The sequence below is a fragment of the Bradyrhizobium sp. 147 genome, from assembly GCF_023073935.1.
In the GTDB taxonomy this organism is placed as follows: domain Bacteria; phylum Pseudomonadota; class Alphaproteobacteria; order Rhizobiales; family Xanthobacteraceae; genus Bradyrhizobium.
Genome location: NZ_JADPKL010000097.1, coordinates 53,645 through 76,451, shown reverse-complemented (window position 1 = coordinate 76,451; position 22,807 = coordinate 53,645). Strand labels below are relative to the sequence as shown.

Annotated in this window: 18 protein-coding genes and 2 pseudogenes; 15 read left to right on the top strand and 5 right to left on the bottom strand. The window is 62.7% G+C overall.

All coding sequences use genetic code 11. The annotated features are described in order from the left end of the window. Positions 1-27 precede the first annotated feature (27 nt). The 10 genes and pseudogenes from IVA87_RS24605 (at position 28) to IVA87_RS24560 (ending at position 12,717) form a co-directional block, all read left to right on the top strand. Positions 28-1,338, top strand: coding sequence for an ABC transporter substrate-binding protein (locus IVA87_RS24605; protein WP_247335400.1), 1,311 nt, complete (start codon positions 28-30; stop codon positions 1,336-1,338). A gap of 15 nt (positions 1,339-1,353) precedes the next feature. Next, positions 1,354-2,124, top strand: a complete 771-nt coding sequence (locus tag IVA87_RS24600) for an ABC transporter ATP-binding protein (protein ID WP_247335397.1) — start codon at positions 1,354-1,356, stop codon at positions 2,122-2,124. Then, positions 2,124-2,828 (top strand): ABC transporter ATP-binding protein, encoded by a 705-nt coding sequence (locus IVA87_RS24595; protein WP_247335609.1) that lies wholly within the window; start codon positions 2,124-2,126, stop codon positions 2,826-2,828. The genes IVA87_RS24600 and IVA87_RS24595 overlap by 1 nt, the downstream gene beginning before the upstream one ends. Before the next feature lie 6 nt (positions 2,829-2,834). Beyond that, positions 2,835-3,716: a branched-chain amino acid ABC transporter permease gene (locus IVA87_RS24590; RefSeq protein WP_247335395.1), complete on the top strand. Its 882-nt coding sequence runs from the start codon at positions 2,835-2,837 to the stop codon at positions 3,714-3,716. Further along, positions 3,713-4,760 (top strand): annotated as a pseudogene (locus IVA87_RS24585) (branched-chain amino acid ABC transporter permease). The gene IVA87_RS24590 and the pseudogene IVA87_RS24585 overlap by 4 nt, the downstream one beginning before the upstream one ends. Beyond that, positions 4,693-5,622: a polyphosphate kinase 2 family protein gene (locus tag IVA87_RS24580; protein ID WP_247335393.1), complete on the top strand. Its 930-nt coding sequence runs from the start codon at positions 4,693-4,695 to the stop codon at positions 5,620-5,622. Before IVA87_RS24585 ends, IVA87_RS24580 begins: the two are co-directional and overlap by 68 nt. Continuing rightward, positions 5,619-6,656 (top strand): patatin-like phospholipase family protein, encoded by a 1,038-nt coding sequence (locus IVA87_RS24575; protein ID WP_247335392.1) that lies wholly within the window; start codon positions 5,619-5,621, stop codon positions 6,654-6,656. Before IVA87_RS24580 ends, IVA87_RS24575 begins: the two co-directional genes overlap by 4 nt. A gap of 996 nt (positions 6,657-7,652) precedes the next feature. Next, complete coding sequence (locus IVA87_RS24570) at positions 7,653-9,983, top strand: mechanosensitive ion channel domain-containing protein (RefSeq protein WP_247335391.1); 2,331 nt, start codon at positions 7,653-7,655, stop codon at positions 9,981-9,983. Between the two features lie 540 nt (positions 9,984-10,523). Next, positions 10,524-12,176, top strand: a complete 1,653-nt coding sequence (locus IVA87_RS24565; RefSeq protein ID WP_346658379.1) for an NAD-dependent malic enzyme — start codon at positions 10,524-10,526, stop codon at positions 12,174-12,176. 316 nt (positions 12,177-12,492) lie between these two features. Beyond that, entirely contained in the window at positions 12,493-12,717 is a 225-nt protein-coding gene (locus IVA87_RS24560) for a hypothetical protein (RefSeq protein WP_247335390.1), read from the top strand. Between the two features lie 281 nt (positions 12,718-12,998). On the opposite strand, the gene IVA87_RS24555 is transcribed toward IVA87_RS24560, so the two are convergent. Beyond that, on the bottom strand, positions 12,999-14,036 hold the full coding sequence (locus tag IVA87_RS24555) for a P63C domain-containing protein (protein WP_247335389.1): 1,038 nt from the start codon (positions 14,034-14,036) through the stop codon (positions 12,999-13,001). A gap of 1,333 nt (positions 14,037-15,369) precedes the next feature. Here IVA87_RS24555 and IVA87_RS24550 point away from each other — a divergent pair. Continuing rightward, complete coding sequence (locus tag IVA87_RS24550; RefSeq protein WP_247335388.1) at positions 15,370-15,966, top strand: hypothetical protein; 597 nt, start codon at positions 15,370-15,372, stop codon at positions 15,964-15,966. Here IVA87_RS24550 and IVA87_RS24545 read toward each other — a convergent pair whose 3' ends face one another. Further along, entirely contained in the window at positions 15,967-16,257 is a 291-nt protein-coding gene (locus IVA87_RS24545) for a hypothetical protein (RefSeq protein WP_247335387.1), read from the bottom strand. A gap of 336 nt (positions 16,258-16,593) precedes the next feature. Here IVA87_RS24545 and IVA87_RS24540 point away from each other — a divergent pair. Together IVA87_RS24540 and IVA87_RS24535 are read left to right on the top strand one after the other, a co-directional pair. Further along, positions 16,594-16,995: pseudogene (locus IVA87_RS24540) on the top strand (septal ring lytic transglycosylase RlpA family protein); the annotation flags it as partial. Positions 16,996-17,095: 100 nt separating this feature from the next. Further along, entirely contained in the window at positions 17,096-17,272 is a 177-nt protein-coding gene (locus tag IVA87_RS24535) for a hypothetical protein (protein ID WP_247335386.1), read from the top strand. Positions 17,273-17,320: 48 nt separating this feature from the next. Here IVA87_RS24535 and IVA87_RS24530 read toward each other — a convergent pair whose 3' ends face one another. The 3 genes from IVA87_RS24530 to IVA87_RS24520 form a co-directional block, all read right to left on the bottom strand. Beyond that, on the bottom strand, positions 17,321-17,626 hold the full coding sequence (locus IVA87_RS24530) for a hypothetical protein (RefSeq protein ID WP_247306442.1): 306 nt from the start codon (positions 17,624-17,626) through the stop codon (positions 17,321-17,323). A gap of 85 nt (positions 17,627-17,711) precedes the next feature. Beyond that, positions 17,712-17,984, bottom strand: coding sequence for a hypothetical protein (locus IVA87_RS24525; RefSeq protein WP_247335385.1), 273 nt, complete (start codon positions 17,982-17,984; stop codon positions 17,712-17,714). A 135-nt stretch (positions 17,985-18,119) separates the two neighbouring features. Then, positions 18,120-20,810, bottom strand: a complete 2,691-nt coding sequence (locus IVA87_RS24520; protein ID WP_247335384.1) for an alpha/beta hydrolase fold domain-containing protein — start codon at positions 20,808-20,810, stop codon at positions 18,120-18,122. Positions 20,811-21,037: 227 nt separating this feature from the next. On the opposite strand from IVA87_RS24520, the gene IVA87_RS24515 reads away from it, so the two are divergent. Next, positions 21,038-21,247 carry a hypothetical protein gene (locus IVA87_RS24515; protein WP_247335383.1) on the top strand — a complete coding sequence of 70 codons (210 nt, stop codon included), beginning with the start codon at positions 21,038-21,040 and terminating at the stop codon, positions 21,245-21,247. Between the two features lie 80 nt (positions 21,248-21,327). Next, entirely contained in the window at positions 21,328-22,800 is a 1,473-nt protein-coding gene (locus IVA87_RS24510) for a carboxylesterase family protein (RefSeq protein WP_247335382.1), read from the top strand. Positions 22,801-22,807 lie beyond the last annotated feature (7 nt).

The window sequence follows — 22,807 nt, the reverse complement described above, 5'->3', positions numbered from 1 at the left end:
GATGCACAATCGTCCAGGGAGGTTCTGATGCGCCTGCGCATGGCTACCCGTTTGGTACGTGGGCTGTTGGTCGCGATTGCCGCGACGGGCTTGGCGGTGTCCGCCCAGGCTCAGGAGAAGAAGATCAAGATCGGCGTCGTCTTCGATTTGACCGGACCTCTCGCCGGCGGCGGCTCCGAGCTTGGCTATATCGGCGCAAAGATCATCCTCGACCATTTCGCCAAGACCGGCGTTGAAGGTTACAAGGTCGAGGCGGTCTACGCCGACGCGCAAAGCAAGCCTGACATCGCCATCAACGAATCCGTCCGCCTGCTCGAGCAGGAGAAGGTCGACATGGTGCTCGGCTTCTTCTCCTCGGCGCAATGCGTACCGGTCGCCGCCCGCGTCGAGCAGCTCAAGAAGTTCATGTGGATCACGACCTGCATCTCGTCGGCCGTGTTCAACGAGAAGGGTTACAAATACGTGTTCCGTCCGCAGGCGAGCGGCGACCAGTTCGGCATGATGACGATGGATTTCATCGCGCAGAACGCCAAGGAGAGGTTCGGCAAGGAGCCGAAGGACCTGCGCGTCGCCATCATTCACGAGGACGGGGCCTATGGGGTCGATGTCTCCAAGGGCAACGAGGCCGGTGCGAAGAAGGCCGGTTTCAACGTCGTGCTGAAGGAGGGCTATTCGGCGACCGCGCCTGATCTCTCCGCGCTGGTGACCAAGTTGAAGCGCGCCAAGCCCGATGTCATCTTCCACACCGGCTACAACCCCGACATCACGCTGCTGCTGCGCCAGGCCCGCGAGCAGGGCCTGAAGTTCGGCGCGTTGATGGGGCATGGCGCCGGTTATGGCGTCTACGAGAAGCTGAAGGAAGGCATGGGCGCGGACGCCGCGTACATCTTCAACACCGACCCGATATCGATCTGGCTCGCCAACCAGAAGACCATGGATCCGAAGCTCCCGCCCGTGATCAAGATGGTCGGCGACGAATTCGACAAGATCAGGCCGGGCGTCGCCATCCGCTCGGCCCATGTCGGCATCGGCGCGTCCAACACGTATGTATTTATGAGCGACGTGCTGCCGCGAGCGATCAAGAAGTATGGCGGTGTCGATCCCGACGCGCTGCGCAAGGCGGCGCTCGACACCGACATTCCCGAGGGCGGCACCATGCTCGGCTTCGGCGTGAAGTTCTACGGTGAGGGCACGCCGATGGCCGGGCAGAACGAACGGTCGTTTCCGGTCGTGATCCAGTACATCGACGACAAGTCCTCCGTGGTGTGGCCCAAGAGCCAGGCGCAGCGCGAGGCGGTGCTGCCGCTGCCGAAAGGCACCACCTACAGCAACCAGTAGCGGCGGAGTGCTTCGGTGTTGGAAGTCAGCGGGCTGGTGAAGCGGTTTGGCGGCTTCACAGCCGTCAACAACGTCTCGTTCAGGGTCGAACAGGGCGAGATCCTCGGCCTGATCGGACCCAACGGCTCGGGCAAGAGCACGATCTTCAACATGCTCTCGGGCACGCTGGTGCCGACCTCCGGTTCGATCCTGTTCGCCGGGAATGAGATCGCAGGCCTTGCACCGCACCGGATCATCAACCGCGGCATCGGCCGCACCTTCCAGATTCCGCGGCCCTTCCGTCGCCTGACTATCTTCGAGAATGTCGCGCTCGCCGGCTTCTACGGCCAGGGCCGCCACAGTCGCGTCAAGGCCGAGGAAGCGGCCGAGCGGTCGCTGGCGATGGTCGGCCTGCCGATTGATCGCCATGCCAGTGTCGATGGCCTTGGCGCAGCCGGCCTGAAGAAGCTCGAGCTTGCGAAGGCGCTCGCCACCGCGCCAAAGCTGTTGCTGGCGGACGAAAGCCTCGGCGGCCTCGACGAGACCGAGATGGATCAGGCCGCCGACATGCTGCGCAACATCCGCGACGAGCTCGGCATCACCATCATCTGGGTCGAGCACATCATGGGCGTCTTGATGCGCGTCGTCGATCGCGTCATGGTACTCGATCACGGCGAGAAGATCTCGGAAGGCTTGCCGAGCGCGGTTGCGGGCGATCCGCGGGTGATCGAGGTCTATCTCGGGACTGATGCCGAGACGACGCAGGCCGCGGCCGCCGAAGCGCGCCGCCGCGCGGGAGGGCAATGATGCTGGAGCTCCGCGGCGTCAATGCCGGCTATGGCACGTTCCAGGCGCTGTTCGACGTCAATCTCGACGTCAAGGCCGGCGAAGCCGTCGGCGTCATTGGCCCCAACGGCGCCGGAAAGACCACCTTGATGCGCGTCATCTCCGGCTTGATCCGGCCCTCGCGCGGCTCGATCAAGATGGAAGGTGTTGATGTCGTGGCGACGCCGTCGCACAAGATCGTCGGCCTCGGCATTGCGCATGTGCCGGAGAACCGGCGGCTGTTTCCGCAGCTCACGGTGGACGACAATCTCAAGATGGGCGCCTTCATGAGAGAGGCGCGCGGGCACTATGCCCAGCGGCTCGACGTCGTGTTCGAGCTGTTTCCGCGCCTGAGGGAGCGCCGCCACCAGATGGCCGGCACCATGTCCGGCGGCGAGCAGCAGATGTGCGCGATCGGCCGCGCGATGATGTCCAATCCGAAGCTTCTGCTGCTCGACGAGCCATCGGCGGGCCTCGCCCCGCTCGTGGTGCAGCAGGTGTTCGAGCTGGTGAAGCGGATCCGTGCCAGCGGCCTGACCGTGCTGATCGTCGAGCAGAACGTGCAGCAGGTGCTGAAGGTGGTCGATCGCGCCTATCTGATCGAGGCGGGCACGATCCGCGCCTCCGGCACCTCGGCCGAGATGCTGGCGAGCGACACGGTCAAGGAAGCGTATCTCGGGGTGTGAGGGGGCATGCAGGCATTTCTGGACGTCTTCGACATTTATCTGCTGGAGGCCGTGATCAACGGCATCCTGCTCGGCGGCGTGCTGGCGCTGCTCGCGCTCGGCCTCAACCTGATCTTCGGCGTTATCGACGTGACCTGGATCTGCTATGCCGAGCTCGTGATGATCGGCATGTACGCCATGTACTTCATGGTGCAGTATTACGGCGTCAGCTATTTCGTCGCTGCGCCCTTCACTATCCTGCTGGTTGCGCTCCTCGGCGCGGCGCTCCACTACCTCGTGATCGCGCCGCTGCTCACGGCGCCGCCGATCAATCAACTGCTCGCGACCGGCGGCGTGCTGTTCGTGCTCCAGAGCTTTGCCACCGTCGCGTTCGGCATCGACTTCCGCAATCTCGGCATCCGCCTGCCGGTGCTCGCCTTCGGCGACATGAATTTCAGCTACGCACGGCTGCTGTCCTTCGTGGCGGCACTGGTCGGCATGGTTGCGGTCTACCTGTTCATGACGCGCACCTTCACCGGCACCGCGATCCGCGCCATCTCGCAGGACCGGCAGATCATGGCGCTGATGGGCGTCGACACCAAGCGGATCTATCTCATCACCTCGGCTCTTGGAGGTGCGCTGGCCGGGCTCGCTGCCTGCCTTCTGGTACTGCAATATGACGTGCATCCCTTCGTCGGCCTCTCCTTCGGGCCGATCACGTTCCTGATCTGCGTGCTCGGCGGCTTAGGCAATTTCATCGGCGGCTTCATCGCCTCCTTCGTGTTCGCTGAGATCATCTCGCTCGGCGGCCTGTTCTCCGATCTCGAATGGGGCTACGTGCTCGCCTTCGCCTTCTTCATTGTCATGATGTTCATCCGGCCCGCAGGCCTCCTGGCGAGGCGCCGATGATGGGGCAGGGACGACTTGCAGCCTGGGGGATCGGTCTGGCGGCGCTGGTCGCGCTCCCTTTCGTCTATCGCGATCCCTATCACCTGCACATTCTCGTGCTGATCCTGATCTGGTCGTTCGCCTACACGTCCTGGTCGATGATGGGGCGGTTCGGCCTCGTCTCGCTCGGGCACGGCGGCTTCATGGGGATCGGCGCCTATGTCACCGCGCTGTTGTGGAATCACCTCGGCCTATCGCCATGGATCGGCATTCCCGTCAGCATGGCCGCGGCCGGTGCGCTGGCGCTGATCGTCGGCTATCCCTGCTTCCGCTTCCGCATCACCGGGCATTATTTCGTGCTGGTGACGCTGGCGCTATCAGGCATCGTGCTCCAGGTGATCACCGCAACGCGCGATTATACCGGCGGCTCGCTCGGCTACACGCCGAACCGGGCGTCGGGCAACAGGCTGCTGGCGCTGCAATTCGACGACAAGACCACCTGGTACCTGATCGCGCTCGCGATCTGGCTTTTTGGCATCGTGGTCTGGCACTGGGTCGATCGCAGCATGGCTCGCCATGCGCTGGAGGCGATCTCAGAGGACGAGGATGCCGCCGCCGCGGCCGGCGTCGACGTCACCGCGGAGAAATTGAAGATCACGCTGCTCAGCGCGCTGATGACGGCGCTCGCCGGCGCGATCTACTGCCAGTACCAGATGTTCATCACGCCCGATACCGTCAGCGGCATCGCCGTGTCGCTCCAGATGGTGTTCGCGGCCATCGTCGGCGGCTTGTTCGTCTCGCTCGGCCCGACTGTCGGCGCCATCATCACCATCCTGCTTGCGGAGACCTTGCGCATCGGCTTCGGCACCAAGGCGGTCGGCTGGGACAATCTCGTCTATGGCGTGCTGCTCGTGCTTTTCATCATATTCCTTCCCAAGGGCATTCTTGGTAGCGTGCTGGACCGACTGAAGCCGCAACGCAAGGTGTCCCCGAACTCATGAGCAAGAAGCCGTCCAAATCGATCGCCCAGGAGCTCGACCGTTATATTACGCCGTTCCGTTATGATGGATCCGGCAAGTTTCGCCTCAAGGACCACAAGACCGACGAGAAGGGCGATCTCGACAAGGAGATGGCGCAGGAGATCCTGGAGGCCAACAAGAAGCGGCTGATCGCGTTTCAGGAGACGCTCTACGCCCAGGACCGCTGGTCGCTTCTGATCGTATTCCAGGCCATGGACGCCGGCGGCAAGGACAGTGCGATCAAGGCGATCTTCGACGGCATCAATCCGCAGGGCTGCGAGGTCCATTCTTTCAAGGCGCCGAGCAGCAATGAGCTCGATCACGACTTCCTGTGGCGCCACGTGGTCGCGCTGCCGGAGCGCGGCCGTATCGGCATCTTCAACCGCTCCCATTACGAGGAATGCCTGGTGACGCGCGTGCATCCGGAGATCCTCGCCAAGGAGAAGCTGCCGGCAAAGCTCGTCACCAAAAACATCTGGAAGGAGCGGTTCGAGGACATCTCCGCCTTCGAGCGCTATCTCTGCCGCAACGGCACCGTGGTGCTGAAGTTCTTCCTCAACGTCTCCAAGGAGGAGCAGCGCGAGCGCTTCCTCGACCGGCTGGAAGAGCCGGCCAAGCAGTGGAAGTTCTCGATGGACGATATCAAGGAGCGCGCGCTGTGGCCGCGCTACCAGGCCGTCTATCAGGACATTGTGCGGCACACGTCGACACCTCATGCGCCGTGGTACGTGGTGCCCGCCGACCACAAATGGTTCGCCCGCGTCGTGATCGGCTCCGTGATCAATGCTGCGCTCGAAAAATTGGAGCTGAAGGTTCCTCGCGTCGACAAGGCCTCGCTGCAGGAGTTCGACGAGGTGCGCAAGGCGCTGGAGAAAGAAGGAAAGGGAGGCAAGAAGCGGGCAAAGTGACAGCCACGGGCACCGCGGATCGCAAGAACGTCAACTTCGCGCTCCAGGGCGGCGGCGCGCACGGCGCCTTCGTCTGGGGCGTGCTCGACCAGGTGCTCGAGGACGGCAGGCTCGCAATCGAGGCGATCAGCGCCACCAGCGCCGGCGCGATGAATGCGGTGGCGCTGGCCTCCGGCATGGCAAACGGGGGCGCGGAGGCGGCGCGGCAGAGCCTGCACGCATTCTGGTACGAAGTCTCGCGCATGGACCGGGCGTACGATTTGCTCTCGCCGCTCAACCAGTGGATCCAGGCCCTGAAGCTGCCGCCGGAATATCATCCGGTCCACGCCTTCATCCACACGCTGACGCACACGCTGCCGCCGAACCTGCTCAATCCCTTCCATTTCAATCCGCTCCGCTCGCTGCTGCAGCGCGTGGTCGATTTCGACAGGCTCAATTCCGCGCCCGAGGCGCCGCAGCTGTTTCTCAACGCCACCAACGTCCGCACCGGCAAGATCAAGGTATTCCAGAGCCCGTTTCTCACCGCAGAAACCGTGCTCGCCTCGGCCTGCCTGCCGCCCTATTTTCAGGCCGTCGAGATCGACGGCGAGCATTATTGGGATGGCGGCTATCTCGGCAATCCCGCGATCTATCCGCTCATCTACCGCAAGGGCAGCCACGACGTCATCATCGTGCAGGTCACCGCGATCCGGCGCGACGCGCTGCCGACCAGTGCGGCTGACGTCCTCCACCGCATCAACGAGATCAGCTTCAATTCGTCGTTGATGCGAGAAATGCGCGCGATCGCCTTCGCCACGCGGCTGATCGACGACGGCGAGCTCGACAGCGACAGGCATAGCCGCATGTACATGCACTGGATCGGCAACGACCAGCTGATGTCGCAGCTCGGCACGGCCACGCAATTCCACCCGGAATGGAGCCTGTTGTGCCGCCTGCGCGACGAAGGCCGCGCGGCGGCGCAAAGCTGGCTGGCGCAAAACTTCGACCGGGTCGGGAAGTCCTCGTCGGTCGATCTGGCAGATATGTTTCTCTAGGCGAGCCGGCCATGGATCAAAACTGCGAAAACAACCCCATGCACAGTAGCCGCAGATAGCGGAATCAATGGCTTGCCGGTCACGTCGCGCGCTTGCGGATTTTACGAAGTCCGTTTGACACGTCGGGCAAAACAGGGGCATGATGTCACCATGCCCCGTTCAGGGAACTCGCGCCTTCAAATGTGATCCTTCAGATCATCGATCCCGCTTGACAGTTTTGTGTCTCGGGAGGAGCATCGCAGTGGTCGCAAACAAGCGACGCGCAACGTCCACCTCATGAGCAAGGGGAGGTCTATGACACCACCTCCGCAAATCCAGCCGCTAAGTGCGATGGAGCTCGTTCGGACTATCGCATAGCGGCAAAAACCGCGAACGGCACGCCGGGTCAAGGTTTAGCGGGCTGCATCAGTGAGGCAAAGCCCCTACCTTCCCGGCGCTGTATTTTGCATCACGTCGATCATTGGCTGGCCGCGCCGAGGCCGCCGCCGCGTACGTATTCAAGTCCTGCCTTGTCCCTCCTCCCTCCCTGTCGTCATTCCGGGCCAATTCCCGGAATGGCGCAGGGCAGTCGCATACGATCTCCTGGACCGGCCTGAGCAAGCGCCTCGTCCTTCGACCGCGCCGTGGTCTCCTCAGGATGAGGCTAATTGGCTTCGAGTCCATTGAAACTGCTGCCGTACACTCCGCCCTCATCCTGAGGAGCCCGCCAAAGCGGGCATCTCGAAGGATCGGCCGCAGGGAATCCGCTTCCCGGATGCGATAGCCCTGCGGAACGGCGGGAGAGCCCTTGCGCGCACAGTATCCTCATGACGTCTCGCTGGCTGAGCCTGCGCCATCTTCGATCCTGCATCGCGGCAAATGCCAAGAGAATGTCGCCTCGAAGGCCAACTTCCGACACAGGTCCGGGGCGAATAACGGTCATCCGACATGACGCATGTGCTTCGGTGGTGACGATTCCGACTCCGCCGGCGCATCTGTTTTATCCAAGGAATCTTCGTGTCGCATAAGTTCGCCCCGGCGCTCCTCGCTGCTCTCTTCCTCGCGATCTCATCTCTCTGCGGCGCCCGCGCCGAGACGCCGGCTGCGAGCAGTGCGGCCGCGCTGTCGCCTGAGCAAGCCAAGCGTGCGCTGGAGACACTGCAGGACGACAAGAAGCGTGCGCACATGATAGACACGCTGCGCGCGATCGCGAATGCATCTGGTCAGCAGCCTGCACCGGCCGCGCCCGAGCAGAAATCGCCGATCCCGCTCTCGGCCGACGGCCTCGGTGCACAGCTCCTGCTCACCGTGTCGGAGGAGATCGGTTCGATATCGAGCGAGATCGCCAGCATGGCGCGGACGCTCACGCATTTTCCGGCGTTCTATTACTGGATCATGCGGACCGCGAACGATCCCGCCGCCTACAATCTCCTGATCGAGACCGCCTGGAAGCTGGCGCTGGTGCTCGGCTGCGCCCTTGCGGCCGAATGGGTGATGTTCCGCCTGATCCGGCGTCCGGTTGCGTTCCTGGAAGGACGCGTGCCGCAGACCGCGCGCCTGCCAGCACAGGCGCTGCCGATTGCCGATCCGCCGTCATCGGTGGCCGATGTCACCCCAGCGCCCGAACTGCACAGGCGCCGCCACAGTCTGGCGCGGGTCTGGCAGATCCTGCTGCGGCTGCCCTTCGTGCTGGGACGCCTCGCGCTCGAACTGCTGCCGGTGGTCGTCTTCGTGGGCATCGCCACCGCGCTGCTCGGGACCGAGATCGGCGAGCCTACGACTGTTCGCCTCGTGATCCTTGCGGTCGTCAATGCCTATGCGTTCTCCCGCGGCCTCATCTGCGTGATCCGGGCGCTGGCGGGACCGTTCGGCCTGTTCCCGGTTCGGGCCGAGACCGCAGCTTACATCGAGATCTGGGCGCGCCGCATCGTCGGCGTCGGCGTATCCGGAATCGCCTTTGCCAATGTGGCCCTGCTGCTCGGCCTGCATCGTGCCGGCTATGCCGCGCTGCTGCGCATGGTGATGCTGGTCGTGCACCTCTTCATCGTCGTCATCATCCTGCAATGCCGCCGCCAGGTCGCCGAAGCCATCCGTGCGCCGGCCGACCGGCAAGGGATCGCGGCCCGTCTGCGCAATCGCATCGCCGGCGGCTGGCACTATCTTGCCATCGGGCTCGATCTTGCGCTTTGGGCCGTGTGGGCGCTCAACATCCGTAACGGCTATTCGCTGCTCTTGCAGTATTTCGTCGGGACGCTCGTGGTGGCGCTGATGACCCGCGTCGCCATCATGCTGACGCTGAGCCTGATCGACCGCGGCTTCCGGATCCGGCCGGAGATCCTTCAGCGCTTTCCCGGCCTCGAGATCCGTGCCAACCGCTATCTACCGCTGCTGCGCAAGATCGTATCCGGCGTGATCGCCTTCATCGGGTTCGTGGCGGTGCTCGAAGTCTGGGGCGTGGACGCGATCGTCTGGTTCTACGGCGGCCAGATCGGCAGCCGGCTGATCTCGGCGGTGGTGACGATCGGCGTCGCAGTGTTCATCGCGGCCGCGATCTGGGAAGCCAGCAACGCGCTGCTGGACCGGCAGATCAATACGCTGTCCCGGGACGGCCATTATGCCCGCGCCGCGCGGTTACGCACCTTCCAGCCGATGCTGCGGACGGCGCTGCTCTGCCTGATCGCCACCGTCGTCGGCCTCACCGCGCTGAGCGAGATCGGCGTCAATGTCGCCCCGTTGCTCGCGGGCGCCGGCATCGTCGGCATTGCCATCGGCTTCGGATCGCAGAAGCTGGTGCAGGACCTCATCACAGGCCTGTTCCTGCTCCTGGAGAACACGGTGCAGGTCGGCGACAATGTCAGCGTGTCGGGGCTGTCAGGCGTGGTGGAGAACGTCTCGATCCGCACCATCCGCCTGCGCGCCGGCGATGGCGCCGTGCACATCGTGCCGTTCAGCGCGGTCACGACCATCACCAATGCCAGCCGTGGCGCCGGCAACGCTTCCGTCAGCGTCAACGTCGCCTACAAGGAAGACACCGACCGCGCCGGCCAGATTCTCAAGGACATCGTGGACGAGATGCGGCGCGAGCCGGAGTTCCGTGCGCTGATCCGCGGCGATCTCGAGCTCTGGGGCATCGACAAGGTCGATGGCGCAATGGTGTCGATCGTCGGCCAGATCCGCTGCACCGAGGCCGGCCGCTGGCCGGTCCAGCGCGAATTCAACCGCCGCATGAAGCTGCGCTTCCAGCAGAGCGGCATCGAGGTCGCCTCGGCGACCCAGACCATCTTGATGCAGATCGCGCCGCCGGCCGACAACGCCGCCCATCTGACGCCAAGACGGGCGGCCGGATAGCAGCTCTATTATCTTCCGGCTTGCCTCCGCTCGCCCGGCAGCGTTCACTCCGCATCAGCCCGCTGACGACAAGCGGGCGACAAAAGGGTGGGACGCCCGCGGTGCTCGCGGCCTTCCAGAAGGCCGAGACCGAGAAATGGCGGCCGATCGTAAAGTCCGCCGACATCAAGGTTGAGTAGTGCTGCCGCCTCATAACAATTCCTCATCGTGACAGATCGTGAGGTATTCTCGTCATTCCGGGGCGCGACGAAGTCGCGAGCCCGGAATTCATTGGGCCGCAGACACGGCCGCGCAATGGATTCCGGGTTCGCGCTGACGCGCGCCCCGGAATGACGAGGGGAGAGAGCAGGCTCTCAATCCTCATCATGAGGAGCAAGAGCTTGCGGCGTTAACCTTTGCATCGCGCGACCTGCGATCTCGCGCGACAATCTCGCTGCGGTGCGAGATCGCAATAGATGCCTCAGTCCCAACGTCCTTGATCTCGGGGGAGCGCTGGCCGACAATGTCCGCGGTTCAATAAGAAACTCCTTGGGGGAATTCGTGAAGAGACCTGCCCGGGTCGCTGCCCAACCGACATCGTCCGATCAATCACACGGCATGACGCTGCTGCGCGATCCCCTGCTCAACAAGGGCACCGCCTTCACCGAATCCGAGCGCGAGGCGTTGGGCCTGCGGGGCCTGCTGCCGCCTTGCGTGCTGACCATGGAGACGCAAGCTCAGCGCGTGCTGACCAATCTACGCACGCTGCCGACCGATCTGGAGAAATACGTCGCTCTGAACGCGCTGCATGACCGCAACGAGGCGCTGTTCTTCCGCGTCGTCGTCGACAACATCGACGAGATCCAGCCGATCATCTACACCCCGACCGTCGGGCTTGCCTGCCAGAAATACGGCCTGATCTTCCAGCGGCCGCGCGGCATGTTCATCTCCTCGCGCGATCGCGGCCAGATTGCCGAGATCCTGAAGAACTGGCCCTATCCGGCCAGGCTGATTGTCGTCACCGACGGCGAGCGCATCCTGGGCCTCGGCGATCTCGGCGCCAACGGCATGGGGATTCCGGTCGGCAAGCTCTCGCTCTATTCGGCCTGCGCCGGCGTGCATCCCGAGCTGTGCTTGCCGATCATGCTCGACGTCGGCACCAACAACGAAGAGCTCTTGAACGATCCCTATTATCTCGGCCTGCGCGAGCGGCGGCTGACGGGCGAGGCCTATGACAGCTTCGTCGACGAATTCATGCAGGCCGCGCGCCAGACGTTCCCGGGCGTGCTGATCCAGTTCGAGGATTTCGCCAACCATTCGGCGTTCAAGCTGCTGCACAAATACCGGGATGAGGCCTGCGTCTTCAACGACGACATCCAGGGCACCGCGGCGGTGGCGCTCGCCGGCCTGTTCTCGGCTCTGCGCGTCTCCGCCGGCAAGCTCAGGGATCAGCGCATCCTGTTCCTCGGCGCTGGCGAGGCGGCGACCGGCATCGCCGATCTCGTGGTTTCCGCCATGATGGCGGAAGGGCTGGCGGAGGCCGAAGCGCTCCGGCGCAACTGGCTGGTGGATTCCCGCGGCCTCGTCGTCGGCGGCCGCGATGGCCTGTCCGGCCACAAGCTGCGCTATGCCCATGCCGGTCAGGCGCCGATCGCCGATTTCCTGACTGCGATCAAGACGCTGAAGCCGACGGCGATCATCGGCGTCGCCGCGGTCGGTGGCGCCTTCACGCCCGACGTGCTCAAGGCGATGGCCGAACTCAACGAGCAGCCGATCGTGTTTGCGCTCTCCAATCCGACCTCGAAGGCCGAGTGCGCGGCGGAGGATGCCTACCGCTACACCGGAGGCCGCGCGCTGTTCGCCTGCGGCAGCCCGTATGATCCAGTGACGCTCAACGGCCGCACCTTCGTGCCGCGCCAGGGCAACAATTCTTACATCTTCCCCGGCGTCGGCCTCGGTGTCGTCGCCAGCCGCTCGCGCCTCGTCACCGACGAAATGTTCATGGCGGCCGCCCACACGCTCGCCGATTGCGTCGGCAAGGACGACCTAGCGCAGGGCAGCCTCTATCCGGCGCTGCCGCGCATCCGTGAGGTCTCGGTCCGCATCGCCGCAGCCGTTGCAGACGTCGCCTTTCAGCGCGGCCTCGCCGACGGACCCGCGCCCAACGACGTGAAGGCCCTGGTCCAGTCGCAGATGTACCAGCCGCGTTACTGAGCCATCGACGGTTGTGGCGCTGGCCTGTTTCCGACCCCAGTGGCTAATCTGATTTTGGGAGCGGCCTATTTTGCCGAAGTAGCAGCAGATGTCGGTGATAACTTATGGGCTTAGATTTTAGGCGACCTTCGACCGATGTCTATGCCTTGAGCGCAAGGGGCGAACTCCTTCATCTTAGGTGGCCACACTAATTATTGACGGGGATAGGTACTATAGCACCGTCAGGAACTAAAAAGTAAACCTATTGTTGACATGCGGTTCGAGATTATCTCCTCTAGAGAACCAGAGAGAGTGCCGCCTGGGCTGGTGACCATCAATGTCTCACTTTTTCCATGAAATCGCTAATCCCCGTGTGAGCTTCAATGAAGGCTTTAAGGCCTTCTTCGGCTTCGCTGTACTCGCGATTGTCTTAGTCGGTGCAATCATAGGCTTTACTAGCGAATCGAGACTATCATTCGGTCTCGGTGTCATCAGTGGCATGATTGGCGGGGCTATTGGTTTTGTCGTGGCAAACGTTCTCGTGGGTCGTTCCAAGAGATGAGGACAGCGTCTTCGTTTTTATAGGCGCTGTTCTTATATTGTATGTTGTTATTTCCTACCTCTTAGATCTGCTCAGAATCCCTCAAACTACCGACGCGAACAAAGCGATCTTTGATCGCTGCTTTAACGCGGGCACATTCGCAAGCTCATTAATACTCCTCATTGGCGTTTTCGTTCCTGACACTCTTAAAGCCATTGGGAACCTGAAGCCCTTCCTTCTGTTCGCTGGAGTTGCCGGAGGAGCTTACAGTCTTAGGGCTCTAATCTTGGGTTGAGCCCGCCTCAGTTGGCGGTCTCATTCGGCGGATCGTAGTTGTCAGGGAACGGGAGCATCAAGTTGCTGCCCCACTGCGGAAACTCCCTGTCTAACCTGTCCATGAATACTTTCCAGTTGGGAGAGTACTTCATGAGCATAAGAACTGCGGCCAAGTGCTCCCGAAGCTTGGGATGGCCTACATCCTCAGTGAGCCTTTGGAACAGCTTATTTTTGTAGTCTCCACCCGGAGTGCGGGGAGTGAGACGCTTCAATTCCTCCCACACGCCAGGCGCTAAGCGCTTGTAGACGATGTTGTTCGTCCAATGACCGATGACTCCGGGGCGCCCCGCGTTCTCGGTGTAGGGCCAGTTATTGAGCCGGTATATCTGCTTGTAGAAGTCAGATGGGAAGGTTTTGACCCACGGGCGCAGTTCCTTCGCAACGAACTTTTCCAGAATCCGCGCGAGGGCATCGCGCTGTCGGAAGTCTTGATAGCCCGTCGCTTCATCAACGAGGGCAATGATTCCAACTGTCGCAAAGCCGTGCTGGAGGATCGCGGCGCGGGTCGCCAGATGCTCTCTATACTTGCCAAGCTTGCCTTGCTGGTGGGCGTCAATCAGGACGGCGCAAATGTCAGGGAGAATCGTCGCTTCATAACCATCTGCGGGGTTGCCGCCATGCGGCGGAATGAATCGAATCGGCGAATTTACGCGCGCGATCAAGCCCCTAATATCTATGCCTTTTCCTGCCAAACTAGACATCAAATCGACGATTTTGCGCTCGCCGCTTTTGCCACCGCCAAGAGATAATCCGATACCTGTGTAAAGGCCGCGCAACGCGAGAACGCGCGTACCATCCGCAAGCACGTAGCAGGGGATTTCGATCTCTCCGATTCTTAGTGGCCGATCCTGAGCGCCATACTTGGCGAACAAGAGAACCGGGGACTTCCCTTCGTCGGCCCAACGTTTCATCGCCGCGCCGCGCGCAATTTCAGAGCGACGCGAGGGAGGCAAAATCTCTGCCCGCCGCGCCCCCCCCTTCCTGCCCGCACTCTCCTTGCTCATGCCGCCTCCTATGCTTAGCAAAATGTATCTTAATGCTTAACAGAAAATTTGGCAAGCATAAGTATGCTAAGCATGGTTGCTTAGGCACAAGCACCCACCGGCCTTTCGGCTAGCGGAGCGTTTTTGTGTGCGGACGCGTGGCGAGTGGCGTATTGGAGCGAGCTTCAAACCCCTCGCAGGATCCCGTCAGTTTCGAATCTAACCGCTTCCACCATCAAACCAGTGTGGCCGCTGTGGTTGCAGTCGCAATGACACCTGATAGCAAACTCCGGGATTCGGCCCAGTGAGTGCAACCTACTGGTATTGCGCCTTGCAGGACGTGTTTTCCAGAACGCTTGCGGGCATTCCCCAATGACGGACTCGGCCCGCCATGAATGTACTCCCCCGCGAAAAGCAGATTGAAGTCATTGCCGCCCTTTGCGCAGGCGTTGGCGTCCGTACCGCTGCGCGCCTGACCGGTGTCAATCGTGGCACCGTCGCCAGCCTGGCTCTCCGTGTCGGCATGGGCTGCACGGAATTGCGCGACCGCATCATGGTCGGCATCCCACCGAGCGACTTGAGCTTGACGAAATGTGGAGCTTCGTCGGCAAGAAAAGAACCTCCAGCGCTATGAAATCCACGCGAAGGGCGATCAGTACGTTTTCATCGGCATGGCCGGGACGCAGAAGGCGATTAGCTGGGGCGTCGGCAAGCGGAATGCCGAAAGCACCACGGACTTCCTGCACGACCTCCGCACCCGGCTATCGGCCAGCCGGAGATTTCAATGGACGAATTCCATCCCTACCGCGTAGCGATCCGCGACGCCTTCGGCCCGAACGCCTTGCATGGTGTGATCGTAAAGACCTACAGCGTAATATGTCTAAAGGAAGCGCAGGGCCGCTACTCGCCTGCCGCCGTAGTAGCAGTAAGCCGTGACATAGTATCAGGAGATCCCGAACAGTAGATTTCAACGAGCTACGTGGAGCGCCAGAACCTTTCGGTCCGCATGGCGTCGCGACTGTTCACCCCGGCTGATCAATGGCTTTAGCAAGAAGCTGGACAGCCACGTTGCGGCCGTCGGGCTATATGTGGCGCACTACAACCTTTGCCGCGTTCGTGAAGCCTTGCGCACGGGGGCAGCGAAGGCGCTAGGCGTGGCAGACAAGGCTTGGACCATTGCTCAGTTTGTTGATGCCGCGCTCTCCGTGGCGCCTGCGCTGGCAACGGAGACTCCACCGGAGCGCCGCCGGAGTTTCAAGGTAATTCAGGGCGGGAAAGGGTGAGTCACAAATGACTCATGAAAAAACCTTGCGGAATCAATGATTCTGTTACTCTGCCATCCAAGGAGATTCGGATGGCAGACCCAACTTACAACTTGAACGGTGGCTTTAAGCCGACAATGAAAAGGTTCGCTGATCTCAGCGGACCTGATTTTTTCCCGACCCCGCCATGGGCAACGTTCGCTCTGATCGACAACGAAAACTTCAACGGGGAAATTTGGGAGAGCGCATGCGGTGACGGGACTATGTCCCGCGTGCTAGAGCAAACTGGGCAGTCTGTTCGCAGCTCCGATTTATACGATCGTGGCTATGGCGAGGTCGGCTTTGACTTCCTTGACCCGAAATGGTCAGCCGACAACATCGTAACCAATCCTCCATACAACTGTGCCGAGGGGTTTGTCGCGAGCGGGGTCAAGTACTCGAACCGCAAGTTCGCGCTGCTATTGCGGCTGGCTTTCCTAGAGGGTGCGAACCGAGCGAATACGATCTTTGCGAAGATGCCGCCCGCCCGTGTTTGGGTCTTCAGCGAGCGGATCACTTTCTACCCTAGTGGCATTGAGCCGAAAGGCAGTGGGACAACGGCCTATGCATGGTTCGTTTGGGATAAAGACGCGCCGGGCCGAACCGAATTGAAATGGTTCAAGCCCGGCTACAAGGCAAAGTTTGGGTGACTATGCAGCCACCTCGCGCCCCAGCAGCGCCAAGCCGCCCGGAATCGCGACAAGCTTGCCTTCATAGATGGCATTTCCGGGTGACGATTTATGTGAGGTGATGTTGCGGACCTGTTGTTCCCAAAGCGCCTCGCCCGATCTAGTTGGTGAGGGCGCAAGGTCTTCAGCGGATAACGTCAAATAATTCGGAATTTCTTCAATCAACTCTTTAATCGTCGCGCGGCCAGTAGCGCCGTCAGTGAGAACTTTGATGGCCGCTTCGGCAACTTCAGCCTCAGTAACTCGGGACATATTCCCTACTCCATTCCGGTGGAGTCCGAACATAAGGTTCCACGTTGTATTTACTAATGGCCTAATTCAAAAAGCGAGTGGCCTATTTCGGCAAGTACCAGACGGTTCATCAGTGCCAGAACCAATCCGGTCAGGCGCTCGCCAGGCGTCTGGTGGAGCGCCTGATGTTCGTTGTCCCGCGCTGGTTAGGGGCCGTTTGTCCCGATTCAGAACAGGCCAGTGTGGTGGAATCGTCACAGCTGACGCGAAACGGCGGCGGCCTCAGGCCTGCTTTTGTTCCGACAAGGTTCTGCCCTCATTGCCCACCGAAAATCGGGGCCGTTCGGAGGGCGTACCATGTCTCGCATTGCACGTGCCGAAACTGCCCGGATTTCCTTCGCAACCTCGTGCCGGCTGCTGCTCGCGATCGGCGGCGCCGCCTCGCTTGCTGCCTGCGCGCAATCGCCGGTCAGCCGCCAGAAGGCCGATCTCGCCGGCACCAGCCGGCAGGCCGCGGTGGAGCGACCGCACAGGGTGGCGGCGCTGCATCCAAGGCCGATCATAAGGTCGCGCGGCTCCGACGGTGACGCAAAGCAGACCGCCTCGCATGGCGTTGCCAGCTTCTATTCGGATACGGAGACCGCAAGCGGCGAGAAGTTCGACAAGAACGAATTGACCGCGGCGCATCCGAGCCTGCCGTTCGGCACCAAGCTGCGGGTGACCGATACCTCCTCCGGCCGCTTCGTGACCGTCAGGGTCGTGCAATGAGCCTCAAGCCGATCGCAGCGCTTAACCGGCTGTTAGTTGCTCTGTCGCACCATACCTGTCCAGCAAATCCGGGGCTTTGGGGAGGCGGCGCTTGAACACGATCCAGTATCTCGAAGATCAGGCCGCGCGCGCTGAGCGGCTTGCCAAACGGATCACGGATGCGCTGACGATCGAAAAGCTGCTGACCTTCGCGGGCGAGCGCCGCCGCGAGATCGAGGTGATCGGCGGCAAGCACCGGCGCGCCCAGCTCCGGCGAACCGCGCGCTAAGCGCATCCGCGCTTGCTTCCCTATCTGCGCAATTGAAACGACGCCCGCTCAGCGGTGGCTTTCGACGAAGTCGCTGAGATAATCGGGCAGCTCTACACCGTCGATGTCGCAGCGTGCACGGATCTCGCCGGCGACGTCGGTCGAAATGTCCTTCATCCAATGCTCGAGCGTGTTGAATGAAATCACCTTGATCGGGTCGTTGAAGCATCCGGCGACAAGCTCGCCGATGGTGGTTTCGAGATCGCTGCGCTCGATGCGGATTTCGGTCGCCTCGTCGCGGCGATCGATCACCACGAACAGGGTCTGGTCTGCGCCGTAGGGCACGACGGGAGATGACACGCCGGCGTCAAGCATCTTGAGGCGCTCACGTCTTTGCTTCCGATCCCTGACAACGGGAAAAACCGGAAGAAGGTTCCTGCTCGCGTGCTTGTGAAGGCCGTCAGAGAAATTCCCTTAAGCGCGAGAGCTCGATGACGTGCTCGGGCGAAAGGATTTCAGTGACGAGCGGTGGTTGCGCCACGGTGCGAATCTCATAGAGGTGCCGAGTCGTCGCGGGCTTCTGCATGAAGACCGAGATGCACTCGTCGAGCGTGCCTTCACTCACCTGGTAGGGATCTCTGTCCAGCCTTCGCTGGTTTGCAAGCGAGGGCCATTTATACAGCACCGCAAGCGCGCCGAAATCGACCTTTGACTCCCCGACCACATCCCCCATCGTCCTGCCTCACGCAAAAGACGACCCCAGCACACGGGGTCGCGTGCCGGGGCCTACACACTTGTCGCTGCATCTCAATGCCACGAACATTCAACGCGGCAACCGGGAAAAGGTTCCCGGCGGCCCTGTCCCTATTCAGCTCGCGGCGGCCGCGATTCTGTGCCCCGGACTGTCCTGGCCCCGGCTGCTCTCGTCGCCGCGGCTGACCTCCGGCGGAAGTCCCGCGAAGCGCCGCAAGGCTCCGGCCATTTGCACCCGGCCGGGCACGCCGGTGATCACCACATCGACCATCGCGAACGACGAGTGGAAATGGCCGCGCGCCCGAAGCTGCTCGACCGGAACGCCCGCGGCGGCCATCGCCTCGGCATAGGCGACGCCCTCGTCGCGCAACGGATCGAACTCGCAGGTGACGACGAAGGCCGGCGGTAATCCTTCAAGCTTGCCGCGGAGCGGCGAGACGCGCGGGTCGGTGCGATCGGCCGGCGAGCAATAGAGGTCCCAGAACCAGTACATCAGCGAGCGCGTCAGGAAGTAGCCGGTCGCATTGTCGTTGTAAGAGGGCCGATCGAAGGTGCAGTCGGTGACCGGGCAGACCAGGAGCTGGCCGGCGATCTCGGGTCCGCCACGGTCGCGTGCGAGCTGGCAGGTGACGGCGGCGATGTTGCCGCCGGCGCTCCAGCCTGCAACCAGCACCGGCCCCGGCATGCCGCCGAGCTCGGCGGCATGCTCGGCGATCCAGCGCGTTGCCGCATAGCCGTCCTCGGCCGCGGTGGGGAAGCGGTGCTCCGGCGCATGGCGATAGCCGACGCTGACGAAGATCATGCCGGTCCGCCGCACCATGTCGCGGCAGAACGGCTCGTCCGACTGCTCGTCGCCGAGCACCCAGCCGCCGCCGTGGAAATAGACCACGACCGGATGCGGGCCCGGCGTTGCCGGCTTGTAGACACGGTAAGCCAGCGCACCGTCGGTAACTGGGAGGGTGCCGTCGACGATATCGCCGATCGGCCGCCCCGCAGGCCGGCCCTTGTTGAACTCGCTGACGAAGGCGCGGGCGCCGAGCGCGCCCATCGACTCGATCGGCGGCAGGTTCAGCGACGTCAGCAGGTTCAGCACCAGCCGCACGTCCGGCTGCAGGCGCACCACCTCGCCGTCATTGCACTGCGTCGCGACGTTGGGGCCGGCCAGCCTGAAGCCGAGCATGCCGCGGCTGACCACCTCGTCGCAGATGCTGCGATAGGGGCCGACGCCGCCGGTATAGGGCATCAGGCCCTGGACCTTGCCGGGCACGTTGGCGCCCGTGTACCAGGTGTTGGCGAGGCGATGCAGCGTCAGCATCGAACAATCGGCCATGTGCCGGCCCCAGGCGGCCTGCGCCGTTTCGGTCGGCTCGATCGTGGTGAAGCCGGCATCGCGCAGCTCCGCAAGGCGATCGACGACCCAGTCGACATGCTGCTCGATCGACACCGCCATGTTCGACAGCACCGACGGGCTGCCGGGGCCGGTGATCATGAAGAAGTTCGGGAAGCCCTCGACCGTGAGGCCGAGATAGGTCTGCGGTCCCTGCGCCCAGACATCCGAGAGCGATCGGCCGCCCCGTCCCGTGATCGGATGCACGGCACGGATCGCGCCGGTCATGGCGTCGAAACCGGTCGCGAACACGATGACGTCGAGGTCGACGCTGCGCTTGGCAGTCGTGATGCCGGTTGCGGTGATCGTCTTGATCGGCTCCTGGCGCAGATTGATCAGCGTGACGTTCGGCCGGTTGAAGGTCGCGTAGTAATTGGTATCGAGGCAGGGACGCTTGGCGCCGAATGGATGATCGTGCGGCATCAGGGCCGCCGCGGTCTCGGGGTCCTTGACTGCGGCGCTGATCTTTTCACGGATCAGGTCCTGCACGATCTTGTTGCCGTCGACATCGACGGCCTGGTCGGCCCAGAGCTGGGTCAGGATATAGACGAGGTCGCCCTTGCCCCATGCCTCTTCAAAGCGCGCGCGACGCTCGGCGTCGCTGAGCTGCCAGCTCACCGCGGTCTGCTGAGGATAGGGCACACCGGCCATCGATTGGCGTGCCTGCGCGCGATAGGCCGCGCGGTCGCTTTGCAGCAGGCTCATGCGGTCCGAGGGCGCCGGGCCGTTATGCGCGGGCAGCGCGAAATTTGGCGTGCGCTGGAACACGGTCAGATGCGCGGCCTGTTCGGCGATCAGCGGGATCGACTGGATGGCCGACGAGCCCGTGCCGATCACGGCAACGCGCTTGCCGGCGAGATCGACCCCGTCATGCGGCCAGCGTCCGGTGAAATAGACTTCGTCCTCAAAATCCTTGACGCCGTCGATCTCGGGCGGCTTTGGCGCCGAAAGGCAGCCGGTGGCCATGATGTAGTGGCGGCAGGAGACCGGCGCGCCGTTATCGGTGGTGAGCTGCCAGCGCCCCGTCGCTTCGTCCCATGTGGCTGCGCTGACCTTGGTGTTGAAGCGGATGTCGCGCCTAAGGTCATAACGGTCGGCGACGAAGCCGAGATAGCGCAGGATCTCGGGCTGGGTCGCGTATTTCTCGGACCAGGTCCAGGCCGTCTCGAGCTCCGGATCGAAGGTGTAGCTGTAATCGATGGTTTGGATGTCGCAGCGGGCGCCCGGGTAGCGGTTCCAGTACCAGGTGCCGCCGACGTCGCCGGCCTCATCAAGGGCGATCGCCTTGAAGCCGGCCTTGCGCAGGCGATGGAGGAGATAGAGGCCAGCAAACCCGGCGCCGACCACGGCGACATCGACCTGTTGGGCTGCTCCACTCGCCGCCCTCGATTCGCGTGCGGCGACCATTGCGTCAGGCATGGCATTCCTCCCGTGTATTTTGTTTTGCCGGCAGGCTATCGCTGCAGGTTCGGCTTGTCATCAGGACAAGTGCAATCTTCGGTAGTCGTTTGCGGCGTCATCGTGGCCACGCGAAGCTTGTGACGATACACGCATCGCGATGCACAATCGCCGGGATTGTCCGGGCTAATCAGACTACATCCTTCTGTGTATGCTTGCGCTTACTAGCCACGCGTACCCAGGGCGTCATGACAGAGTTGAGTGAGCGAACCAAAGCGAACATGGACGTCGTCCTGGAGGAGACGTGCCGCCAACTGCCGCATGGCGGCGATCACGACAGCCGCAGATTCATCGCCGAGCGCCTGATCGAGGCGGCGCGGTCGGGACATTCCACGCTTGGCGAACTCGGCATCGTCGCCCGCCGCGCGCTGGCGGAGCTCCTGGCCAAGGGGAGTTAGACGCGGCGAGAGACTTGCCTCGCTGACGGTCAGGGACATAACCTGCCGGGAACCCTTTCTCGCATCGAGATATCTAGAAGATGCGGTCCTTGCTCGCGCTTGTTGCGGCTTCCGCAGTTCTGGGCTGCGCCGGCCTGGCCCTGGCCCAGCCGGTCGGACAGTTTCCGTTCGCGCTGACGCGCGAAGGACAGATGCTTGGCGCCGTCGAAGGTGAGGTGGCCTCCTTCAAGGGGCTTGCCTACGCGGCGCCGCCGGTCGGTCCGCTGCGCTGGCGCCCACCGCAGCCGACGGCCGAGAGCTCGGAGATGCGCACCGCCTACGACTACGGCGCGCCTTGTCTTCAACCGTCGCTGCCTGGCGCGAGCGAGGATTGCCTCACGCTGAACGTGTTTCGTCCCTTCGGAGTCGATGGTCCGCTGCCGGTGATGATGTTCATCCATGGCGGCGCCTTCGTCACGGGGACCGCGAACGATCCGCTGTTCGATGGCGCCAGGCTGGCGCAGGCCGGCCTCATCGTCGTCACCGTGAATTATCGCCTCGGTGTGCTCGGCTGGCTTACGCATCCCGCGCTGTCGGAAAGCGGCTCTGGCAATTACGGTCTGATGGACCAGATCGCGGCGTTGCATTGGGTGCACGACAATATCGCGGCGTTCGGCGGCGATCCAAACAACGTCACCCTGTTCGGCAACGGCGCAGGCGCGACGTCGATCGCGCTGCTGATGCTGTGCCGGCAGACGCGCGGGTTATTCCACAAAGCCATTCTGCAATCGATCCCCGGTCGTGCGCGCCTTCGCTCGGCGCAAGAGGCGGAGGCTGTCGGTCGCCAGTTCGTCGCCGCGCTAGGAGAGCGGACGGACTTGCGCGCAGTTGGGCCGAGCCGCTTGCTTGCCGTCGCAAAACAGCTGCTGGACAAATCGCCGCGCAGCTTTGCGCCGATGCTGGATAGAAGCCTGGTGACTGAGGACGTCGCCGCGGGCTTTGCAGCGGGACACCAAAGCCGCATTCCCCTGATCATCGGCTCGAACGACGATGAGACGGGTTTCGACAGCGAACTCAGTATTGAGGAGGAGCTGGCGTCGGCAGGCGTCACAAGCGATGACCTGCGCAGTCTTTATCCGGATCTTGCGAGGTCATCGGATCGCGCCGCAAGATTCTTCACCGACAAGGACTTCTCCGAGCCGGTGAGGCTGCTTGCGCGCCTGCATGCCGCAAGCGGCGCGCCGACCTTCCGCTATCGCTTCGGCTATGTGCCTGAAGCGCAGCGCGCAAATCCTGATCATGGGCACGGACGCGAGTTGCAGTTCATCTTCGGTGTCGAAGGCGTGCCCGGTGCAGGAATCTTCTCGCGAGCAGATCGCGAGGTCGCGAGCCGCATCCGCGGCTATTGGATCAATTTTGCGAAAAGCGGCGATCCCAATGGCCCCGGTTTGCCCCATTGGGACGCGGCCGCAGACCGTGATCGGCTGCTGCTGATCGCGGACGATCGTATCGCGAGCGGAGACGACCCCTTCGCGGAGCGTCTCGATCGGATCGCAGGTGAGGGCAGGAAATGAGTGGGAT